The 18,303-nt window shown below is 72.1% G+C and carries 13 protein-coding genes; 2 read left to right on the top strand and 11 right to left on the bottom strand.

Annotation, left to right across the window (positions count from 1 at the left end; genetic code table 11):
- Positions 1-54 precede the first annotated feature (54 nt).
- A complete protein-coding gene (locus tag ACI790_RS08295) occupies positions 55-2,193 on the bottom strand; it encodes a dipeptide ABC transporter ATP-binding protein (RefSeq protein WP_456569319.1) in 2,139 nt (712 codons plus the stop codon).
- A 442-nt stretch (positions 2,194-2,635) separates the two neighbouring features.
- Between ACI790_RS08295 and ACI790_RS08290 the strand changes: the two genes are divergently transcribed.
- Complete coding sequence (locus tag ACI790_RS08290; RefSeq protein ID WP_456569318.1) at positions 2,636-4,042, top strand: amidase; 1,407 nt, start codon at positions 2,636-2,638, stop codon at positions 4,040-4,042.
- A 68-nt stretch (positions 4,043-4,110) separates the two neighbouring features.
- Here the strand turns inward: ACI790_RS08290 and ACI790_RS08285 are convergent, their stop codons facing one another.
- The 9 genes from ACI790_RS08285 to ACI790_RS08245 form a co-directional block, all read right to left on the bottom strand.
- Entirely contained in the window at positions 4,111-6,417 is a 2,307-nt protein-coding gene (locus ACI790_RS08285; protein ID WP_456569317.1) for a penicillin acylase family protein, read from the bottom strand.
- 74 nt (positions 6,418-6,491) lie between these two features.
- The gene (locus ACI790_RS08280; protein WP_456569316.1) at positions 6,492-7,493 is read right to left on the bottom strand and encodes a carbohydrate kinase family protein; all 1,002 of its coding nucleotides are present in this window, start codon (positions 7,491-7,493) and stop codon (positions 6,492-6,494) included.
- 11 nt (positions 7,494-7,504) lie between these two features.
- Positions 7,505-8,479, bottom strand: a complete 975-nt coding sequence (locus ACI790_RS08275) for a cyclase family protein (protein WP_456569315.1) — start codon at positions 8,477-8,479, stop codon at positions 7,505-7,507.
- Positions 8,476-9,147, bottom strand: coding sequence for a class II aldolase/adducin family protein (locus ACI790_RS08270; RefSeq protein WP_456569314.1), 672 nt, complete (start codon positions 9,145-9,147; stop codon positions 8,476-8,478). The genes ACI790_RS08275 and ACI790_RS08270 overlap by 4 nt, the downstream gene beginning before the upstream one ends.
- A gap of 127 nt (positions 9,148-9,274) precedes the next feature.
- Positions 9,275-10,516 (bottom strand): aminotransferase class III-fold pyridoxal phosphate-dependent enzyme, encoded by a 1,242-nt coding sequence (locus ACI790_RS08265; protein ID WP_456569313.1) that lies wholly within the window; start codon positions 10,514-10,516, stop codon positions 9,275-9,277.
- Positions 10,513-11,532, bottom strand: a complete 1,020-nt coding sequence (locus tag ACI790_RS08260) for a transketolase family protein (RefSeq protein WP_456569312.1) — start codon at positions 11,530-11,532, stop codon at positions 10,513-10,515. The genes ACI790_RS08265 and ACI790_RS08260 overlap by 4 nt, the downstream gene beginning before the upstream one ends.
- On the bottom strand, positions 11,529-12,407 hold the full coding sequence (locus tag ACI790_RS08255) for a transketolase (protein ID WP_456569311.1): 879 nt from the start codon (positions 12,405-12,407) through the stop codon (positions 11,529-11,531). The genes ACI790_RS08260 and ACI790_RS08255 overlap by 4 nt, the downstream gene beginning before the upstream one ends.
- A 132-nt stretch (positions 12,408-12,539) precedes the next feature.
- Complete coding sequence (gene ald / locus ACI790_RS08250; protein WP_456569310.1) at positions 12,540-13,664, bottom strand: alanine dehydrogenase; 1,125 nt, start codon at positions 13,662-13,664, stop codon at positions 12,540-12,542.
- 199 nt (positions 13,665-13,863) lie between these two features.
- The gene (locus ACI790_RS08245) at positions 13,864-15,291 is read right to left on the bottom strand and encodes an amidase (protein WP_456569309.1); all 1,428 of its coding nucleotides are present in this window, start codon (positions 15,289-15,291) and stop codon (positions 13,864-13,866) included.
- A gap of 137 nt (positions 15,292-15,428) precedes the next feature.
- On the opposite strand from ACI790_RS08245, the gene ACI790_RS08240 reads away from it, so the two are divergent.
- A complete protein-coding gene (locus ACI790_RS08240) occupies positions 15,429-16,664 on the top strand; it encodes a pyridoxal phosphate-dependent decarboxylase family protein (protein ID WP_456569308.1) in 1,236 nt (411 codons plus the stop codon).
- A 40-nt stretch (positions 16,665-16,704) separates the two neighbouring features.
- On the opposite strand, the gene ACI790_RS08235 is transcribed toward ACI790_RS08240, so the two are convergent.
- Positions 16,705-18,291, bottom strand: coding sequence for a gamma-glutamyltransferase family protein (locus ACI790_RS08235; protein ID WP_456569307.1), 1,587 nt, complete (start codon positions 18,289-18,291; stop codon positions 16,705-16,707).
- Positions 18,292-18,303: the final 12 nt, after the last annotated feature.

Raw genomic sequence — 18,303 nt, 5'->3', positions numbered from 1 at the left:
TGTCTCGGGTAACTGCGGACATCGGTGGTGGTGGGCAGTGCGAGATGTGCTGGATCAGGAGACGAGCGGGAAGTGGCAGGCCGCGAACTGGCCCGGCTGCTTCTCGGTGAGCGGGGGGGACTCGACGTCGCACCGCGCCTGGCGTCGAGGGCACCTGTCCCGGAACCGGCATCCCTGCGTCCGGTCGACGAGGGCGGTTTCGGCGTCCAGGCCGAGGTTCTGACCCTCGGGCGCATCGGGCGACCGGCGCCGAGGGTTGTGCGGGTCCGGGTTCGCGCGAAGCAGCACCTGGGTGTACGGGTGCGCGGGTGCACGGACGAGCGTCGCCGCATCGGCTATCTCGACCAGGGCGCCGAGGTACATCACCCCGATCCGGTCGGCCACCGAGAGCACGAGGCTCAGGTTGTGGGTGATGAACACGTAGGTCAGGCCCAGCTCCCGCTGCAGACGCCGCAGCACGTTGACGATCTGGCCCTGCACGGAGACGTCGAGCGCCGACGTCGGCTCGTCGGCGACCACCAGCCGGGGGTCGGAGGCGATCGCGCGGGCGATGGCGACGCGCTGCCGCTGCCCGCCCGAGAGCTCCGACGGCATCTTGTGGAAGTAGTCCAGCGGTAGGCCGACGGTCTCGAGCAGCTCCCTGGCGCGGGCGTCGAGCGCTTCCCCCCGGACGTCGGTCAGCGAGCGGAGCGGCTCGCTCACCGAGCGACCGATCGTCTGCCGGGGGTCCAGCGACCCGGTCGTGTCCTGGAAGACGATCTGGACGTCGCGCCGGAAGCTGTGGATCCGCTTGCGGCCCCGGAGCTGCTCCACGGAGACGTCGCCGACCTGGATCGAACCGCTCGTCGGCGCCTCGAGCTTGGCGATGAGCCGACCGAGGGTGCTCTTCCCGGATCCGCTCTCACCCACCAGGCCGAAGAACTCACCTCGGGCGATCGAGACCGTCGCGGAGTCGACGGCGAGCACGCCACCGCCACCGCGACCCGAGCCGAGGGACTCGCGACGAGCGCTCGACGCATACCGCTTGGACACGCCTTCGAGCACCAGGTAGGGCTCCGCCGGCCCGGAGGCTGCTGCCAGTTCGTCGTCGAGCTGGGCCGATTCCTCCACGTCCCCTGGTGGGGCGGTGGCCTCCGGGTGCCAGCACGCGACGAGCCGGTCGCTCGTCCGGAGTGCCGCGGCACCGACACCAGCACCGGCACCGACGCCGACGCCGACAGCGATCTGCAGCGGCACCGGGGCGAGCGCCGGCTCGGTGGACGTGCACTGCTCGGACGCGTGGGGGCACCGGGGCGCGAACCGGCAACCCGGCAACTGCATGCCCGGGTGGGGCACCGAGCCGGGGATGGTCTTCAGTTCCTTCTGGGCGATGAGCCCGACGCGCGGCACGCACTCCAGGAGAGCCCGGGTGTAGGGGTGGCGGGGCCTGGACAGGATCTCCTGGACGGCGCCGATCTCGACGAGGCGGCCGGAGTACATGACCGCCACCCGATCGGCGATCTCGGCTGCGACGCCCATGTCGTGCGTGATCAGGATGCAGGCCATGCCGCGCTCGCGCTGCAGCCGCACGAGCAGGGTGAGGATCTCCGCCTGGATCGTGACGTCGAGCGCGGTGGTCGGCTCGTCCGCGATGAGCAGCTCGGGGTCGCACATCAGCGCCATGGCGATCATGGCCCGTTGCTGCATGCCGCCGGACAGCTGGTGCGGGTACTTGTCCATGCAGCCGACCGGGTCCGGGATGCCCACCTGCCTGAGGAGGTCGACCGCCTTCGTCCGGGCGGCGTCGGCGATTCCGCGTCGGTTCGACCCGGTCGACGCCAGCAGTCCCTCAGGATGCTGTTGGACGGCCTCGATCAGCTGCGCACCGACGACCTTCGTCGGGTTCAGGGCCTCCATCGCCTCCTGGAAGATCATGGCGATCTTGCGGCCGCGCAGCGTCGCCATCTGCTCCTGGCCGGCCGCGACCAGGTCGTCGCCGTCGAGGAGGGCCTGCCCGGTCTGGGCGGTGGGAGCGGTGAACTCCAGCAGCCGCATGAGCGAGAGCGCCGCCACGGTCTTGCCGCTCCCGGACTCCCCGACGATGCACAGGAACTCCCCCCGCTCCACGGCGAAGGAGAGCTCGCGGACGAGTGAGATCGGCGCGTCCTCACCGTCGAGATCGACGGTGAAATCACGAACGTCCAGCAGCGACACGGTCGTCCTTCCTCGCGGGGGACAGCACCCCGACCAAGATGTGATGGAGATCATCACCGACGGTCTGGATGCGGGTCATCTTGCAGCGAGCGGCCGAAATAAGAAAGAGCGATCGACAAGAAATTTCGAAGCCGCACCATGCCGTGGACGCCGCCGCGTCGCTGGGACGAGCCGACTCGTCGCCTTTGGGTCTCAGGGCGGCGCGGGATCTGTTCGCAGCGTGGACATGCTGCTAATCTCGCCGCCACGCGGCCACCAACGATCGTCTTTTTATTACGAACGTTCGATCTGCAGCAGTTTCCCTCGTTCGTAGCCCGGTGACGGACCGTCCCGTCCGCGCCTCCACCGCCGCAGAGATCCCGCCGGGCACGCGGTCGATCCTCGGCCGCAGGCCCGGCCGCCCCCCACCTGTGCCCCTTTCGAGAAGGACGTGGACCTGCTCATGAGCGACGATGACCTGCTCTTCCTGCCGGCGACGAGGGCAGCGGCCCTGATCCGGAGCAAGGAACTGTCCCCCGTCGAGTACGTGGGCCGCGTGCTGAGGGCCATCGACACGAGCGGAGGGGAGATCAACGCCTTCGCCACGGTGACGGCGGAGGCTGCCTGCGCGGCGGCACGACGCGCCGAGCAGGCGGTCGTCGACGGTGCGGAGCTCGGTCCCCTCCACGGCGTGCCGGTCAACATCAAGGACCTGTTCGCCACCACGGGAGTCCGGACGGCTTACGGCTCCGTGGTGTACGCCGACAACGTTCCCGACCACGACGACGTGCTGGTCCAGAGGCTGAACTCCGCCGGCGCGATCATGGTCGGGAAGTCGACGACCCCCGAGTTCGGCCACAAGGGGGTGACCGACAGCCCCGTGTTCGGGGTGACCCGCAACCCCTGGGATCTCGATCGTGCGGCCGGTGGATCCAGCGGTGGAGCCGCGGCCGCCGTCGCGGCCGGTTTCGGCCCCCTCGGACTCGGCACGGACGGCGCCGGATCGATCCGGATCCCCGCAGCAGCGTGCGGGGTCGTCGGCCTGAAGCCGACGAACGGGGCAGTGCCCTACGAGCAGGCCAGCGATGTGTTCAGCAATTACGCGGCGGCGGGCCCGCTGACGCGCACCGTCGCCGACGCGGCTCTGATGATGGACTCCCTGGCCGGGCCGACGACCATCGATCCGTGGTCGCTCGGTCGTGGTCGAGCGCGTCGCATGCCTCAGCTGATCGGCGACGACCTCTCCGGGGTCCGCATCGGCTACATCCCGCGGATGTCCAACACCACGGTGGCCGACGACGTGCAGGAGCAGACGCTCGCGACGCTCGCGTCGCTCGCAGACCGCGGCGCACAGGTCGACGAGGTCGGGGACGGCCTGGACTGGGCCGCCCACGCCGCCCGCGTGCTCTACCTCGCCCACCAGTTCGTCGCCTACGGCCCGTTCCGGGCCGAGTACGGCGACCGGCTGGACCCCAGCCTGATCGAATACATCGAGGGGGGCAGCAACTACACGGTGCGCGACTACCGGACGGCGGGCCTCGCGCGGAGCGCCCTCTACCGCGGCGTGCAGGCGCTGTTCGATCAGGTCGACTTCCTGCTCACGCCGACGCTGCCGACGACGGCCCCGGCCGCGGTGGACAACGCGGAGGGCCAGGAACCACGGCTGATGAAGGGCTGGAACGCCTACGTCTATCCCTTCAACCTGACCGGGCACCCCGCCGCCTCCGTGCCGTCGGGATTCGGCGCGGACGGCCTTCCCACCGGCGTCCAGATCGTGGGCCCGTGGTGGGCCGACTCCGACGTCCTCCGGTTGGCCGCCGTGGTGGAGAGCGCCCGACCGTGGGCGCACCTGCGCCCCCCGACGCGCTGAGACGCTGAGACGCCGGCGGACCGACCACCGCACCCGGTCGGCCCGCCGGCGGTCGGTCCGGACGGGGCCTACCTCGCCCCGGCGGCCTCCTCGTCGGCCGCCGGGCGCAGCACCGCCAACTGCCCCAGGGACGCGATGGTGGGCCAGTCGTAGCGCATGGGGACCATCTCGCACGCGGCCCAGGAGCGGTGCTGGTCCAGGTAGTGCTCGTCATCCGGGTCACCGGAGGCTCCGGTGAGGACCACCCAGGAGCTGTTGTCCCAGGCCCCCACGTCGAAGACGTACCGCGCCACGGCCCCGTACACCGCACGCGTTCCGGACGCCGACAGGCAGCCGTTGGCCAGCACTGTGTCGTTGTCCCCACCCACCGCAGCCCCAGGTGGAGCGAGCCGGCCGGCGGCGCCGGGGAACGCGCTCGCCAGCGGATGGACCATCGTGGCCGGGTGCCGCTGGCCCCACGGCTCGGCCTCCACGAGAGCTGCCGTGCGACCCAGCGCCTCGATGATCGCCTGCTCCCAGGTCCACCCGCCCAGGAGCGAGGTGTCGTCCGCGCGCAGCAGCCCGGGCAGCGTCCACCAGAGCTGGTTCCGGACGTCCACTCCGGGCGGCAGTGCGACGACCAGCGGATCAGCAGCCGCCCGGTCCAGCCCGGACCGCTCGGTCAGCACCTCGGCCAGCGCCCAGCGGAACGACGTGTAGGCGGATGCGGCCACCGAGGTCGCGCTCAGCTCGGCGTCCCAGCCGACGATGAGATCGCGGAGATCGGCGCACCGGTCGTCGGGAACCTCCGTCGCCGCGAGCGCCCGCTGGAACACCGGAGCGCTCAGGCTCCGCACGTCTCCGTGGATGTCCCGCATGTCCTCGACGGTCGCCTCGGGGAGGCCGGCCAGCCGCTCCTCGACCCGGCGGGCGCGGTAGGAGGGATGGCAATCGGTCATGAGGTAGTCCCCCTCCCCGGAGTCGGCGACCACGCGGTTGTTGGCCGTGACGATGTAGCCCCGGGCAGGGTCCGACGTCCGTGGCATCGACTCCCACGGGATCATCCCGTCCCACTCGTACTCCCCGGTCCAGCCGGGGACCGGCAGCCAGCCGTTGAGCCGGGGCCGCTTCGGGACGACGGCCCGCACCAGGTGCCCGATGCTGCCGGCAGTGTCCGCCGCCACGAGGTTGTGGTCGATCAGCCCCCAGCCACGGCATGCCTCGAACAGCTCTGCGGAGGTGCGCGACCGGAGCATCGGCAGCAGGCAGTCGAACGATCGATCGGTCTCGGCGAACTGCACCGACCGCAGCGTCAGCGCGGCACCATCCGCGGGATCCCCCGCGACGACCGGGCCGTGATGGGTCTCGACGACGCGTACGTCCACCGGATCGCCGCCCTCGACGAGGATGCGCTCGGAGCGGGTGCGCGTCGGGCGCCAGCCGTCCTGGAACCGGTACCTGGAGCCATCGGATGCGAACTGCTCGACGTACAGGTCGTGGATGTCGGCGAAGGCGTGGGTCACCGACCAGGCCACCGAGCCGTTGTGGGCGAAATGGGGGAAGGCCGGCACCCCCGGAACGGTGAGCCCGATGGCGTCGAACTGGTCGCACGCCAGGTGGGTCTGCGTGTACATCCCCGGCATCTCGAACGCACGGTGCGGGTCGCCGGCCAGCAGCGGGCGGCCGGTGGACGTGCGCGTGCCGGACACCGCCCAGTTGTTGCTTCCCCCGCCGGTGGCGTCCGGACCCGCCAGCCCGGCCACGGCTTCGATGGCCGGGGCGAGCGTCTCGAGCAGGGCGACCCAGCGCTGCGCGTCGGCGCCGGGCGGGATGCAGAGCCGGTCCGTGCCGCCGTCGTCGTACCGCAGCAGACCGACCTCGCCGGGACCGATGGCGCGCAGCGCCGCGGCCCGCCAGAGCTTGAACCAGACCGACCCCATCAGATAGCCGCGTTGCCGCATCGCGGCGATGCTGTGCCACGGCTCCCAGCGCTCGGGCTCGACGTCGAGCAGTCCGTACTCCAGGGGCAGCCGGTCGACGCCCCCCAGGTACGCGTTGACCCCTGCCGCGTAGGCGGTGAGCATCTCCCGCGCCTCTGCGGCCAGGACGTCGTAGTCGCGCCGGCACGCGGCCGGCACCCCCAGCCGGCGCGCGAGGACGTCGGCCGCGACCCCCTCCGGCCCCACCCACTCCGCCCAGCGCCCCTCCATCTTCCGCCGAGCGGCGTCCATCTGGAACAGCCGATCCTGCGCGTGGACGTACCCCTGGGCGAAGAAGAGGTCGTCCGAGGAGCGCGCTCGGACGTGCGGGATGCCCCACTCGTCCCGGTGGATCTCGACGTCGTCGGCCAGTCCGGCCAGACGTGTCCTGCCTCGGGTACCGCTATCGCTCTGCATGGTCGCTCCGCTCGTCGTCGGGCTGGGTTCGGTTGCGACGTGGCCGCCTCCGTGGGCCTGCCGTGCGCCACGGGTCACCGGGAGCGGGTGCCGCGGTGCCCGTCGAGGAAGGCGAGGGTCGAGTCCAGATCCCGCAGGCCGGCGTCGGAGCCGAGGCCCCCCGCGGTCAGGGTGCCCGACGCGATGCCGAGCTCCGCCGCCTTCTCCAACGGCCATCCGAGGGACAACCCGCGGATCACGCCGGCGCAGAAGGCGTCGCCGCAGCCGGTAGAGTCCACGATCGGCCCGGGGATGGCGGGGAGGGAGAACTCGCCCTCCGCGGTGACCCCGAAGCATCCCTCGGCGTCCAGCTTCACGAGCACCGCCCGCGGGCCGAGGTCGAGGATGGCCCGGGCCCCGTCGTACGGCGAGGAGACGCCGGTCAGCAGCGCGACCTCGTCCCGGTTGGGCATGAAGACGTCGACGTGCTGCAGCGAGGCGGCGAACAGCTCCAGCGCGTCGGGGCGCTTGACGCCCAGACAGTCGGCAGTCGTGAGGGCGCCGTGCGCCCGGGCGAAGGACAGCAGCTCGCAGGAGGGGTCGCCGTCCAGCCCGGGCAACGCGGAGACCCCGCCGTAGTGCAGGACGTCGACACGGGCGAGGGCGTCCCACGGCAGGTCCGCCGGGCCCAGCTCCGCATTCGCCCCGCGCACGTGCCAGGCGGGACGGACACCGGCGCTGCTGATCGGGAGCATGGTGGCCGAGGTCGGCACGCCCGGCTTGACCACCAGGCCGCTGACGTCCACGCCCTCCTGCTGCAGCACGGTCCGCACGAACGCACCCACGCTGTCCTGTCCCACGGCGCCCACGGCCAGGACGTCGGCGCCCAGGCGGGCGAGGTCGACGGCCGTTCCCCCGGCCGTGCCGGCCACGGTCATCCGGATCTCGTCGATGATCAGCGACCGCTGGGTCGTCGGGAGCTCGTCGATGGCCCGGCCCAGGACGTCGAGGATGTAGATCCCCACGCAGGCGACCCGCGGCGCATCGGGTGTGCCGCCCTCGTGCGTCATCGACGGTGTTTCGCCGTTCGTGGACATGCCCGTCCTCCTCACTTGATCGCCACGGCGTTGGCCGGGGAGCCGATGCCGCCGGGCACGTTCACCGGAGCGCTGCAGAACAGGAAGTCGTACCGTCCGTCGGCGGCGCAGTCGTCCGCGAGATCGGCCAGCCACCACAGCTCGCCGACCGCCAGGCCGAACTGTCCGATCAGGACCCGGTGCAGGTAGCCGAAGGGGGCCGCCTCAGGGCGGGGGTCCGGTGGCCACACCTCAAGCCCCGGCGCGTCGCTGGCGAAGGCGGCCGCTCCGCTGTCCCAGACGTACCGCGCCATCGCCTCCGTGTGCTCGATGCCCGCGGCCGTCAGCCCACCCGGGCGGGACATCGCGATCCGAGCGGTCTGGTCCTGCCGCTGGTACCACTCCACGAACCCGGTGCGGATGAGCACGACGTCACCAGGCCGGAACTCGATGCCCGCTTCGCTCCGGGTGAGCTCCAGGTCCGCCACCGTCAGCGGGGTGCTGCTCCCGGGGTCGAGGGGCCGGCCCGCCGCGGCCAGCGTCCGGGACACGTCCAGCAGGACCCCCCGGCCGGCGATGCCCCGCTGCGCCCACGCCTCGATGCCGTTGCGTTCCCCCCGGGCGATCTCCGCCGCCGAGACGCCCTGGTAGAACGCGTCGGGTCGGTACGCCTCGTGCGCCAGCGCATCCCACTGGCTCGACGCCTGCGGGTAGTAGTTGTCGTACACGTCATCGAAGGCCGCCCCACCGGCGACGGGAAGCCGGGTGTGCCGGATCCTCCCGCGGCCGAACAGCGGCGGGGTGAAGAGGTCGTGCGGCGCGTTCAGCGGGAAGACCGCCCCTCGTTCCACCGAACGCGCGGCGGCCGCGACCGCTCCGGTCGACTGCAGGTTCATGCGGCCGACGGCGTCCCCCGGGCCGAAGACGCCCCACCCGACTGGTGCGCCGGCATCGTCCCGCGGCAGGGCGTCGTACGCCGGCAGCCCGCCGTGGCCGTCCCCGATCACCGGCTCGCCGCCTTCGCTCCGCCGTACCTCCGACGAGCGGACTCCGACGCGACCTCGCCCAGCTCCTCGGGGGTCAGGATGCGCGGCGCCCCCAACCCGCGCGCGGCCAGGTACACGTCCGCCAGCCACTCGACGAGCTGTGCCCGCTCGTAGGCTTCGGCGAGGTCGGGCCCATAGGTGATGGCCCCGTGGTTCTGCAGGAGGACCGCCGTCCGGTCCGCCAGGCCTTCCAACGCCACCCTCGCCAGCGCATCGGATCCGAACCGTTCGTACGGCGCGACGCGGATCGTCGGGCCACCACCGGCGCGCAGGACGCAGTAGTGCACGGCCGGGAGTTCGTCCACCACTGTCGAGGCCGCGACCGCGCGCGGGGAGTGCGTGTGCACGATCGCGGCCGCATCCGTGTCCCGGTAGACGGACAGGTGCATGGGCGTCTCCGCCGAGAGCTTGCCCTGCCCCCCGACGTGTTCGCCGTCGAGGGTCACGAAGCAGATCGACTCGGGAGTGATCTCCTCGTAGCGGATCTGCGACGGGGTGATCGCGACGACGTCGCCGAGGCGCACGCTGAGGTTCCCGGCCGGACCCACCGCCAATCCGTCGGGGTTCAGCCGCCGTCCGTACTCGATCAGGCTGCCGGCGGCCGCACGTCGTTCGGGGTCGGGGACCATCTCTGCTCGCCATCCTCGTGCCGGGGCGGTCGGGTTGCCCGCGGACCGGGACGCCCGCCTGGATCTCGGGTCTTCGTTCAGTTGGCCGGGCCGCCGGGCGCCCGGGACCGGGCCGGGCCCGGTCGGACTAGCCCACGAGGCGGCTGAGCTCGGCGAATGCGTCGTCGGTGCGCTCCAGCGCCTGGTGGATGTCCGCCCTGGTGTGGGCGGCGCAGACGAACCAGTTGTGCACCGGGTGGAGGTACACCCCGCGCTTGACGGCCTCGTTGGTCCAGATCCGGGCCAGCGTGGAGTCGGCGGTGTCGTCGGCGAAGCGCATCAGCGGCATCTGGACCGGCCCGGTCTGCCGCGCGGCGAAGCCGTGCGCCGCCGCCTGGGCGGTCAGCCCCTCACGCAGGTACTGCCCCGCATCCGCCATCCGGGCGAGGGCGTCGGTGTCCCGCAGCACGGTCAGCGTGGCGACCGACGCCGCCATGGACACGGCCGAGTACCAGAACGAACCGGTGACGTAGACGCTCGTCGCGCCCTGGCGGAGGCTGTCCCTGCCGGTGATCGCGGCGAGCGAGTACCCGTTGGCGATCGCCTTGGACCAGGCGGCCAGATCGGGCTGGACGCCGTACGGCTCCCAGCTGCCACCCAGGTCCAGGCGGAAGCCGCACCGCACGTCGTCGAGGATCATGACCGCTCCCGTGCGGTCGCAGATGGCCCGGACCGCACGGGCGAACTCGACGCTTCCCATCTGCTGGTCACTGGCCAGTCCCTGACGGGCCGGCGCAACGATGATGCCGGCCAGGTCGTTCCCCGCCTCGGCGACGGCGGCCTCCAACGACGCGACGTCGTTGTACTCGAAATAGCCCAGGTGGGCGCGGTCCTCGGCCAGGACTCCCCCGGCCTTGGGGGTGCACCACGGGATCGCGCCGTGGTACGCGCCGTCGGCGATGAGGATCTTCCGCCGTCCCGTGGACGCCCGGGCGATCGTGACGCAGGCAGTCGTGGCATCGGTGCCGTTCTTCGCCAGCATGGCCCAGTCCGCGTGCGGGACCATGTCGACGAGCAGCTCGGCGAGGTCCACCATCACCGGTGACGGCCCGTTGAGCAGGTCCCCGGTGTCCAGCTGCGCACGCACCGCGGCCTCGACAGCCGGGTGCTTCCGGCCGAGGACAACCGGACCCCAGCCGCACATGAAGTCGATGTACTCGTTCCCGTCGGCGTCCCACAGCCGGCTCCCCTCGCCGGCGGTCATGAACTGCGGGTAGGCGTCGGGCATGCCGGCCACGTTCATGTGCCCGTACATGCCACCGGGGATCACCGAACTGGCCCGGGCACGGAGGGCGGCATCAGCCGTCCGGGCGGCGAGAACCTGCGTCATCTCATCAACTCTTTCGCTTGAGTGGCGATGCCCGTCGCATCGAGCTGGTAGTGCGCGTAGAGGGCGGCGGGCGGTCCCAGGAGCACATGCTCGTCGGGGACGCCGAGGCGCTTGAACCGCGACCCGGACACCCCGGCCTCGAACAGCGTTTCCGCGACCGCCGTCCCGAGGCCGTTGGTGATGTTGTGCTCCTCCACGGTGAGGACGGCACCGGTGGCCGCGGCCGAGGACACGACCTCGTCCTTGTCCAGCGGGCTGACCGTGAACATGTCGACGACGCGCGTGGAGAACCCGTCGTCGGCGAGCAGGGCGGCGGCATCGAGTGCCGGACGGACGGTGGAGCCCGTCGCGAAGATCGTGAGATCGCTCCCCTCCCGCAACCGGATGGAGCGGCCGAAGGTGATCTCCGGGACGGTGGGGTAGACCTCGGGGTCACGTCCTCGGCCGAGGCGCAGGTACATGGCGCCGGGATGGTCCATCGACGCCCGCAGCACGGCGCGGAGGTGGTTCTCGTCCGTGACGCACACGACGGTGAGATCCGCGATCGTCCGCATGATGCCGAGGTCTTCGAGGCTGTGGTGGCTGGTGCCGTAGAAGCCCATCGACATGCCGGAGTGGTGGCCGACGATGCGGACCGGCAGCCGCGGGTACGCGCAGTCGGTCCGGATCTGCTCGCAGCCCAGCAGCGCGGCGAACGAGGCGAAGGTGGCGGCGAAGGGGACGTACCCGCACGAGGCCATCCCCGCGGCCGCGGTGATCATGTTCTTCTCGGCGATCCCCACGTTGACGAACCGCTCGGGGTGGCGCCCCTGGAAGTCCACGGCACGGTTCGACCGCGCCAGGTCGGCGGTGAGCACCGCGACGCGTGGGTCGTGGTCGGCGATGTCGGCGAGCTCGTCGCCGAAGACGAAGGCGGTGGTCCCGCGCCGGTCGTTGCCGTCGGCGGACCTGACGTCCTTGAGCCCGGTGTCGGCCGTGCCGTTGAAGATCTCCGACTGGTCCTGCCACTCACTCATCGGGGGTCACCGCCGCTCGAGAGGCCGGCCGACAGCTCCGCGACGACGTCGTCGTAGTCGGCGCCGACGAGGTTTCCGACGTGCCAGTCGGGACTCAGCTCCATCCGGCGCACACCGCGGCCCTTGACCGTGTCGGCGATGATGCATTGCGGTCGCCCGTCGTCGGCGTCCGGCAGGCTAGCGAAGGCGGCCAGGATGCTGGGGATGTCGTGCCCGTCGATGCGGTGGGTCGCCCAGCCGAACGACTCGAACCGCTGCGCGATCGGCTCCACCGTCATCACGTCCCGGGTGAAGCCGTCGATGCCCAGCTGGTTGGCGTCCACGAGCGCCCGCAGCCGCCCGAGCCGGTAGTGACCGGCCGACATGGCCGCCTCCCAGATCTGCCCCTCGGCGAGCTCGCCGTCGCCGAGCATGACCCACGTGCGATAGTCCGCGCCCGACATCCGCCCTGCCATGGCCATGCCGAACCCGACGGACAGCCCGTGACCGAGGGAGCCGGAGCTGAAGTCGATGCCGGGGATCTTCTTCATGTCGGGGTGGTCGCCGAAGGCGCTGCCGAGCCGCGTGTAGTCGTCCAGCAGGGCCGGGTCGAAGAAACCCAGGTCGGCCAGGACGGGGTAGAGGCCGATAGCGGCGTGCCCCTTGCTCAGCACGAACCGGTCGCGCCGAGGGTCGCGGGGGTTGGCCGGGTCGACCTGCAGCTCGGAGTAGTACAGCGCCGCGAGCAACTCCGCGGCGGAGAAGACGGCCGAGTAGTGACCGGCGCCGGCGATCCGGCTCAGCCGGACCGTCTCCAGCCTGATGAACATCGCCTTCTGCGCGAGCAGGTCGGGGCTCGCGGCGGCAGACGCCGGTCGAACCGTGCTGAGGCTCATGATCGTCCTTCGGTCGCCCGTACCGGGGTACGGGAGTGGGGTTCACTATATTGGCCGGGCGTCCGGTATAGCAAGTGGTCAGCCCGCCCCGGAAGAGGTAGGCGCGGCCACGCCCAGCCGGCCGTCGCCGCGCTAGGTGGACGTCCCGGACAGCACTCGACCGAGCTCGGTGGCCGGCAGTGAGAGGGCCTCCGCGACAGCCGAGGACACCAGGGCGCCACCGATGGTGCTGACACCGGCGGCCAGCTCCGCGTCCTCCTCCACCGCTCGGCGGGTGCCCTTGTCGGCCAGGGCGAGGACGTAGCGCAGCGTCGCGTTCGTCAGCGCGCGCGTGGACGTGGACGGGACCGACCCCGGCATGTTGCCGACGCAGTAGAAGAGCGAGCCGTGCACGGGATAGGTGGGGTCGGCATGCGTCGTGGGGCGGGAGTCCTCGAAGCAACCCCCCTGGTCGATCGAGATGTCGACGAGCACGCTGCCCGGCTTCATCCCTGCCACCTGGGCGTTGTCCACCAGGCGGGGCGCTCGCGCCCCCGGGATCAGCACCGCCCCGATGACGAGGTCGGCCCCCGCGACGGCCCGGGCCACCTCGTAGGCGTTCGACGTGGTGGTTCGCACGCGCCCCCGGTACAGCGCGTCGGCCGCCCGGAGCCGGTCGACGTCGAGATCCAGCAGCTCGACGTCGGCGTGCATCCCCACGGCGATCGCGGTGGCGTTCAGGCCGGCGACCCCTGCGCCGATCACCACCACCTTCGCGGGTGCGACGCCGGGAACCCCGCCCATGAGGACGCCTCCCCCACCGGCGTGCCGCATGAGGTGGTACGCCCCGACCTGGGTCGCCAGTCGCCCGGCCACCTCCGACATCGGGGCCAGCAGCGGCAGCGAACGGTCGGCCCGCTGCACGGTCTCGTAGGCGACCGAGTCGATGCCCGAATCCAGCAGCGCCTCGGTGCAGGGGCGGGAGGCCGCGAGGTGGAGGAAGGTGAAGAGGGTCTGCCCGCGGCGCATGCGGTGGAACTCACCGGCCACGGGTTCCTTGACCTTCAGGACGAGCTGCGCCTGAGCCCACACGTCGTCGACGTCGTGGATCTTCGCGCCCGCGCTGAGGTACTCCTCGTCCGCCATGCCGGAGCCGGCGCCGGCACCGCTCTCCACGTACACGTCGTGACCGCGTGCCACGAGTTCGTGCGCACCGGCCGGGGTGAGGGCGACCCGGAACTCGTGGGCCTTGACTTCCTTGGGAACTCCGACCTTCAACGGGACTCCTCGTGCACACGGTGGGAAGGAGGTGAGGGCGGTCGGCATCCGCAGCGACCGGTGCGGGTTTTATATCACTCGTCCGGCATAATCACCACCGTCTCGGAGACGCCTATCCGCTTGCGGACCCACACCTTCGAGCACGCCGACAGCAGGGGTGGGGGTGTGCCGGCCCGAGCAGCCCTTTCCGCCTCTCCCGTCAGAGCGGGGGACGCCTGGCCCCCGCCGGATCGACCAGCTCGAACGAGGCTGCGACGCGGAGCAGTTCCACCTCGCCGTACGGTTTGCCGACCAGCTGGATGCCAACGGGGAGGCCGTCGTCGGTGAACCCGCAGGGCACCGAGATGGCGGGCAACCCCGTGAGGGTGATGTACCAGCAGGACCGCATCCAGGTCAGGTAGTGCTCCTGCCGCTGACCCGCCACCTCGTGCGGCCAGTCCCACTCGATGGGGAACGGTGGCAGCTGCACGGTGGGCATGGCCAGCACGTCGGCATGGTCGAACGCCGCGAGCACGCGCGCCCGTACCGCCGACTGCTGCTGGACCGCGCGGTACAGATCGGCCGCGGTGACCCGGAAACCGTCCTCGACGTTGGTCCGCAGGTTCTCGCCCAGGACGTCCGGGTGCTGCCGGTACATCGACCCGAACCGGCCTGCGATGCTCCAGGCCCGGATGGTGTGGAAGGCCGCGTCGGCCCCGCGGAAGTCAGCCGCCCAGTCGCCGACCGACGTGCCCAGATGCTCCAGTGCGGCCAGTCCGGCCCGCTCCAGGACCGCGGCCACCTCGGGGTCGACAGGCAGGCCGCCGAGGTCGGGCGTCCACGCGACCCGGAGGTGGGACCAGTGGTCCCGGGGCGGCTCGTCGGCGATGGCGAGGAACTCCTCCCCCGTACCGGGGATCGAGTTCGGGTCAGCGGCGTCGAAGCCGCTGAGCACGCCGTGCAGGAGGGCGGTGTCCGCAACCGTGCGCCCCATGGGCCCCAGGACGGCGAGGTCGGGCCAGCTCCCCCGCTCCAGGGGAGCCTGGGTCACGCGCCCCGCCGGAGGGCGCAGGCCGACGACGTTGCAGAAGGAAGCGGGGTTGCGAAGGGAACCACCCATGTCGCCACCGTCCGCGAGACTGACCATCCCCGAGGCCAGCGCCGCGGCGGCGCCGCCCGACGAGCCACCTGCACTGCGGTCCGGGGCGTAGGGATTACCCGTGCTGCCGAACACCGGGTTGACGGTGTGCGAACCGAGCCCGAACTCGGGGACGTTGGTCTTGCCGACCCGGACGGCCCCGGCCTTCGCCATGCGGGCGGCGGCATGCGCATCCGCGGCCGGGACGTGGTCGGCGAACAGCCGGCAGCCCCAGGTGGTGCGCATGCCCCCCGTGGCCAGCAGGTCCTTGTGCGCCATCACCAGACCATGCAGCGGCGGCAGGTCCTCACGGTGGGCGAAGGCCTCGTCGGCGGCGGCCGCCTGACGGTGCGCCCCCTCCGGGTCGAGGGTCACGACGGCGTTGAGGAGGGGGTTGACCTGCTCGATGCGCTCGAGCGAGTTGCGCAGCAGCTCGCGTGCCGAGAGCTCACCGGCGCGGAGCAGCGACCGCTGCTCGACCGCGGACATGTAGCAAAGCTCGAGATCCATGACCGCCTCCGTGTCGGGTGTGGCCGAACGTAGCCGCCGCGTCAACGCAGGCCGGGTCGCGACGGTCCCTGCTCCCTCCGGCATGTCGTCTAGCGTCGGCGCCGAGCCCGACGACGGACGACGACGGAGGCACCCGCATGAGCACACCGTTCCCGGCGTCGGCCGCCGACGCGTCCGCAGTCCTCAGCCGGATCGAGGCTCTGCAGGACGAGGACATCGCCTGGCGGGACGGCCGCGCCTTCGCCTACGTCTACCACGGCGACGAGGCGCTCGAGAACCTGCTCCAGCAGGCGTACCTGGCCGGCTTCTCGACCAACGGCCTCAGCCCGTCGGCGTTCCCGAGCCTGGCCCGTATGGAGGGCGAGGTGATCGAGATGGTCGGCGATCTCCTCGGCTGCCCGTCCCCCGCGGGCAGCATGACCTCCGGCGGGTCGGAGAGCATCCTCCTCGCGGTCAAGACCGCACGCGACAGGCTGGTCGAGCGGCATCCCGCGGTCGGCCGACCGCGGGTCGTCCTGCCGATGTCGGCACATCCCGCGTTCAGCAAAGCGGCTCACCTGCTCGGGATGACCACGACGCGCGTACCGGTGGACCCGGTCAGCCTCCGAGCGGATCCGGGGCGGATGCTGGACGCCGCAACGGACGACACGGCCCTCGTGGTCGCGTCCGCCCCGTCCTATCCCCACGGGGTCGTCGATCCGGTGGCCGAACTGGCTGCGCTCGTCGCGGCACGGGACATCCCGCTCCACGTGGACGCGTGCGTCGGGGGCATGCTCCTGCCGTTCGTGCGGGATCTCGGCAGGAGCATCCCCGACTTCGACTTCACGGTCCCCGGGGTGTCCTCCATGTCCGTCGACCTGCACAAGTTCGGCTACGCCGCCAAGGGCGCGTCACTCGTGCTCTACCGGGACCCGTCCTACTTCGCCCACCAGCCGTTCGTCTTCGACGACTGGTCCGGCGGCCACTACGCGGCACCGAACGTGGCCGGCACCCGGCCCGGCGGTGCCATCTCCGCGGCCTGGGCCGCGCTCACCCACCTGGGGCGGGAGGGGTACGACGGCCTGACCCAGCGCGCGCTGACGGCGTCGGACTCGATCCTGGCCGGGATCGGCCGGATCCCCGGCCTGCACGTTCTCGGTTCCCCGCACGCCAGTCTCCTGGCCTTCGGCTCGGACGTGTTCTCCCTCCCCGCGATCGCCAAGTACATGCGACGCCGGGGGTGGGCCATGGGTCTCCAGGGGCCACCCGCCTCGATCCACCTGACCGTCACCGCGAGCCATGACCGGGTGGTCGAGGCCCTCCTGGCCGACCTCCGGTCGGCGTGCTCGGCGGAGGACGCGAACCCGACCGAGCGCGCGCCGGGCTACAACTGACCGCCCCACCGCGCTCCCGCGCCTTAGCGGGAGAGCGAGGTCAGCCGGCCACCGCTGCGCCGACCAGCGACCGCGGGTCCGCTGCGCCGCGGGCCGGGCCGTCGAGCGGGAAGTCGATGAGGTGCGCGTGGCCGAATCCCACGAGGTCCCTGCCCGCCGTCTCGACCCGGTGCCCGCGCTCCTCCAGACCCTCGCGCCAGGACTCCGGCGCGTGCTCCTCGATGCGGACGCGGTGGGCGTCGGGACGTTCCCAGACGTTGAACCCGGTCCCCTTCTCGACCCCGAGGACCCACCGCGGCGCGCTGAGCACCGTGCCCGGGTCCTGACCGGCGACGAGCAGCCGGGCGAGCATCTGGAGCACCACCTGCGTCTGCGAGTCCCCGCCCATCGTGCCGAGAACCGCGCGCAGGGAGCCGTCGGGCCGGGTGACCACCGCAGGAGCCAGCGTGTGCGGCGGGCGCCGGCCCGGTCGGTACTCGGCCGGGTGCCCTTCCTCCAGGCTGAACCCGATTCCGCGGTTGTGCAGGAGCACTCCCGTCCCGGGCACCGCGACGTGGGAACCGAACCCCCATGCGTTGGACTGGATGAGGCTGACGCCCATGCCCTCACCGTCGGAGGCGCAGAGGTAGATGGTGCCGCCGGCCCGGTAGCGATCGCCCAGCCGCGCCGGGCGCTGGGGGTCGAACATCGCGGCCCGCTCGTTCAGCCGGCCGGGAGCGATGAGCCGGACGCCGTCCGCGCCGTCGAAGAGGCACTGCGGCCGGTCGAAACCGGCCAGCCGCGCCGCCTCCACGGTCAGGTGCGCCCACGCCGCGTCATCGGGGTCCGCGGACAGCCCCAGCCGCTCGGCGATCCCCGCTCCGGCGAGCCCCAGGTAGCCCTGCGAGTTCGGCGGGACGGTCCACACCCGGTGACCCCAGACGTCCATGGCCAGTCCGTCCACCCAGTCGGCGAGCGGCCCGGCGAGGTCGTCGGGGGTGTACTCCCCCGCCCCCACCTCCAGCAGCCGCTCCCCGAACTCCCCGCCGTAGAAGCCGTCGCGTCCCTCGGCCGCCACGGCGCGCAGCATCCGTGCCGGCCCGGGCCGCAGCAGCAGGTCACCCTCCGCGACCCCGGACGCGACGAGCTCGTCGCAGCCGGTGACGCCGGCCAACCGGGGAAGAGCCGACGCGAGGAGCGGCGACGTGGGGAACCCCTGCTCCGCGAGCTCGATCGCCGGCGCGAGCACGTCCGCAATGGGGAGCCGTCCCAGCCGCCCGTGCAGGGTGAGCCAACCGTCCACGCACCCCGGCACCGGAGCACTCCGGACATCGCCGCGCAGCGGCATGGCCCGGTGCCCCTCCGCGCGCAGCCGGTCCGGATCGGCCCCGCTCCCGGCACGGCCGGAGGCATTGAGCACCAGGGGCTCCGCCGAGCCCGTGCCCGGGCCGCCGACGAGGGCGAACAGGTCACCCCCGAGCCCGCACATGTGCGGGGTCGTCACCGTGAGGACCGCGCTGGCCGCGATCGCCGCGTCGACGGCGTTCCCACCGGCGCGCAGCACGGCCGCGCCGGCTTCGGACGCCAACCGGTCCACGCTGCACACCAGCCCGTCCGGGCCGGTCACTGTCTCGGTCTTCCAGGTCATGGCGGGCACCTT

The organism is Blastococcus sp. SYSU DS0539 (genome assembly GCF_054050855.1).
This window is presented reverse-complemented; position numbering and strand designations above follow the sequence as displayed.

Excerpts from the sequence above, each read along its gene's own strand:
- ACI790_RS08290 (WP_456569318.1), top strand. The coding sequence starts at position 2,636 with ATGAGCGACGATGACCTGCTCTTCCTGCCGGCGACGAGGGCAGCGGCC.
- ACI790_RS08285 (WP_456569317.1), bottom strand. The coding sequence starts at position 6,417 with ATGCAGAGCGATAGCGGTACCCGAGGCAGGACACGTCTGGCCGGACTG.
- ACI790_RS08280 (WP_456569316.1), bottom strand. The coding sequence starts at position 7,493 with ATGTCCACGAACGGCGAAACACCGTCGATGACGCACGAGGGCGGCACA.
- ACI790_RS08270 (WP_456569314.1), bottom strand. The coding sequence starts at position 9,147 with ATGGTCCCCGACCCCGAACGACGTGCGGCCGCCGGCAGCCTGATCGAG.
- ACI790_RS08265 (WP_456569313.1), bottom strand. The coding sequence starts at position 10,516 with ATGACGCAGGTTCTCGCCGCCCGGACGGCTGATGCCGCCCTCCGTGCC.
- ACI790_RS08260 (WP_456569312.1), bottom strand. The coding sequence starts at position 11,532 with ATGAGTGAGTGGCAGGACCAGTCGGAGATCTTCAACGGCACGGCCGAC.
- ACI790_RS08255 (WP_456569311.1), bottom strand. The coding sequence starts at position 12,407 with ATGAGCCTCAGCACGGTTCGACCGGCGTCTGCCGCCGCGAGCCCCGAC.
- ACI790_RS08245 (WP_456569309.1), bottom strand. The coding sequence starts at position 15,291 with ATGGATCTCGAGCTTTGCTACATGTCCGCGGTCGAGCAGCGGTCGCTG.
- ACI790_RS08240 (WP_456569308.1), top strand. The coding sequence starts at position 15,429 with ATGAGCACACCGTTCCCGGCGTCGGCCGCCGACGCGTCCGCAGTCCTC.
- ACI790_RS08235 (WP_456569307.1), bottom strand. The coding sequence starts at position 18,291 with ATGACCTGGAAGACCGAGACAGTGACCGGCCCGGACGGGCTGGTGTGC.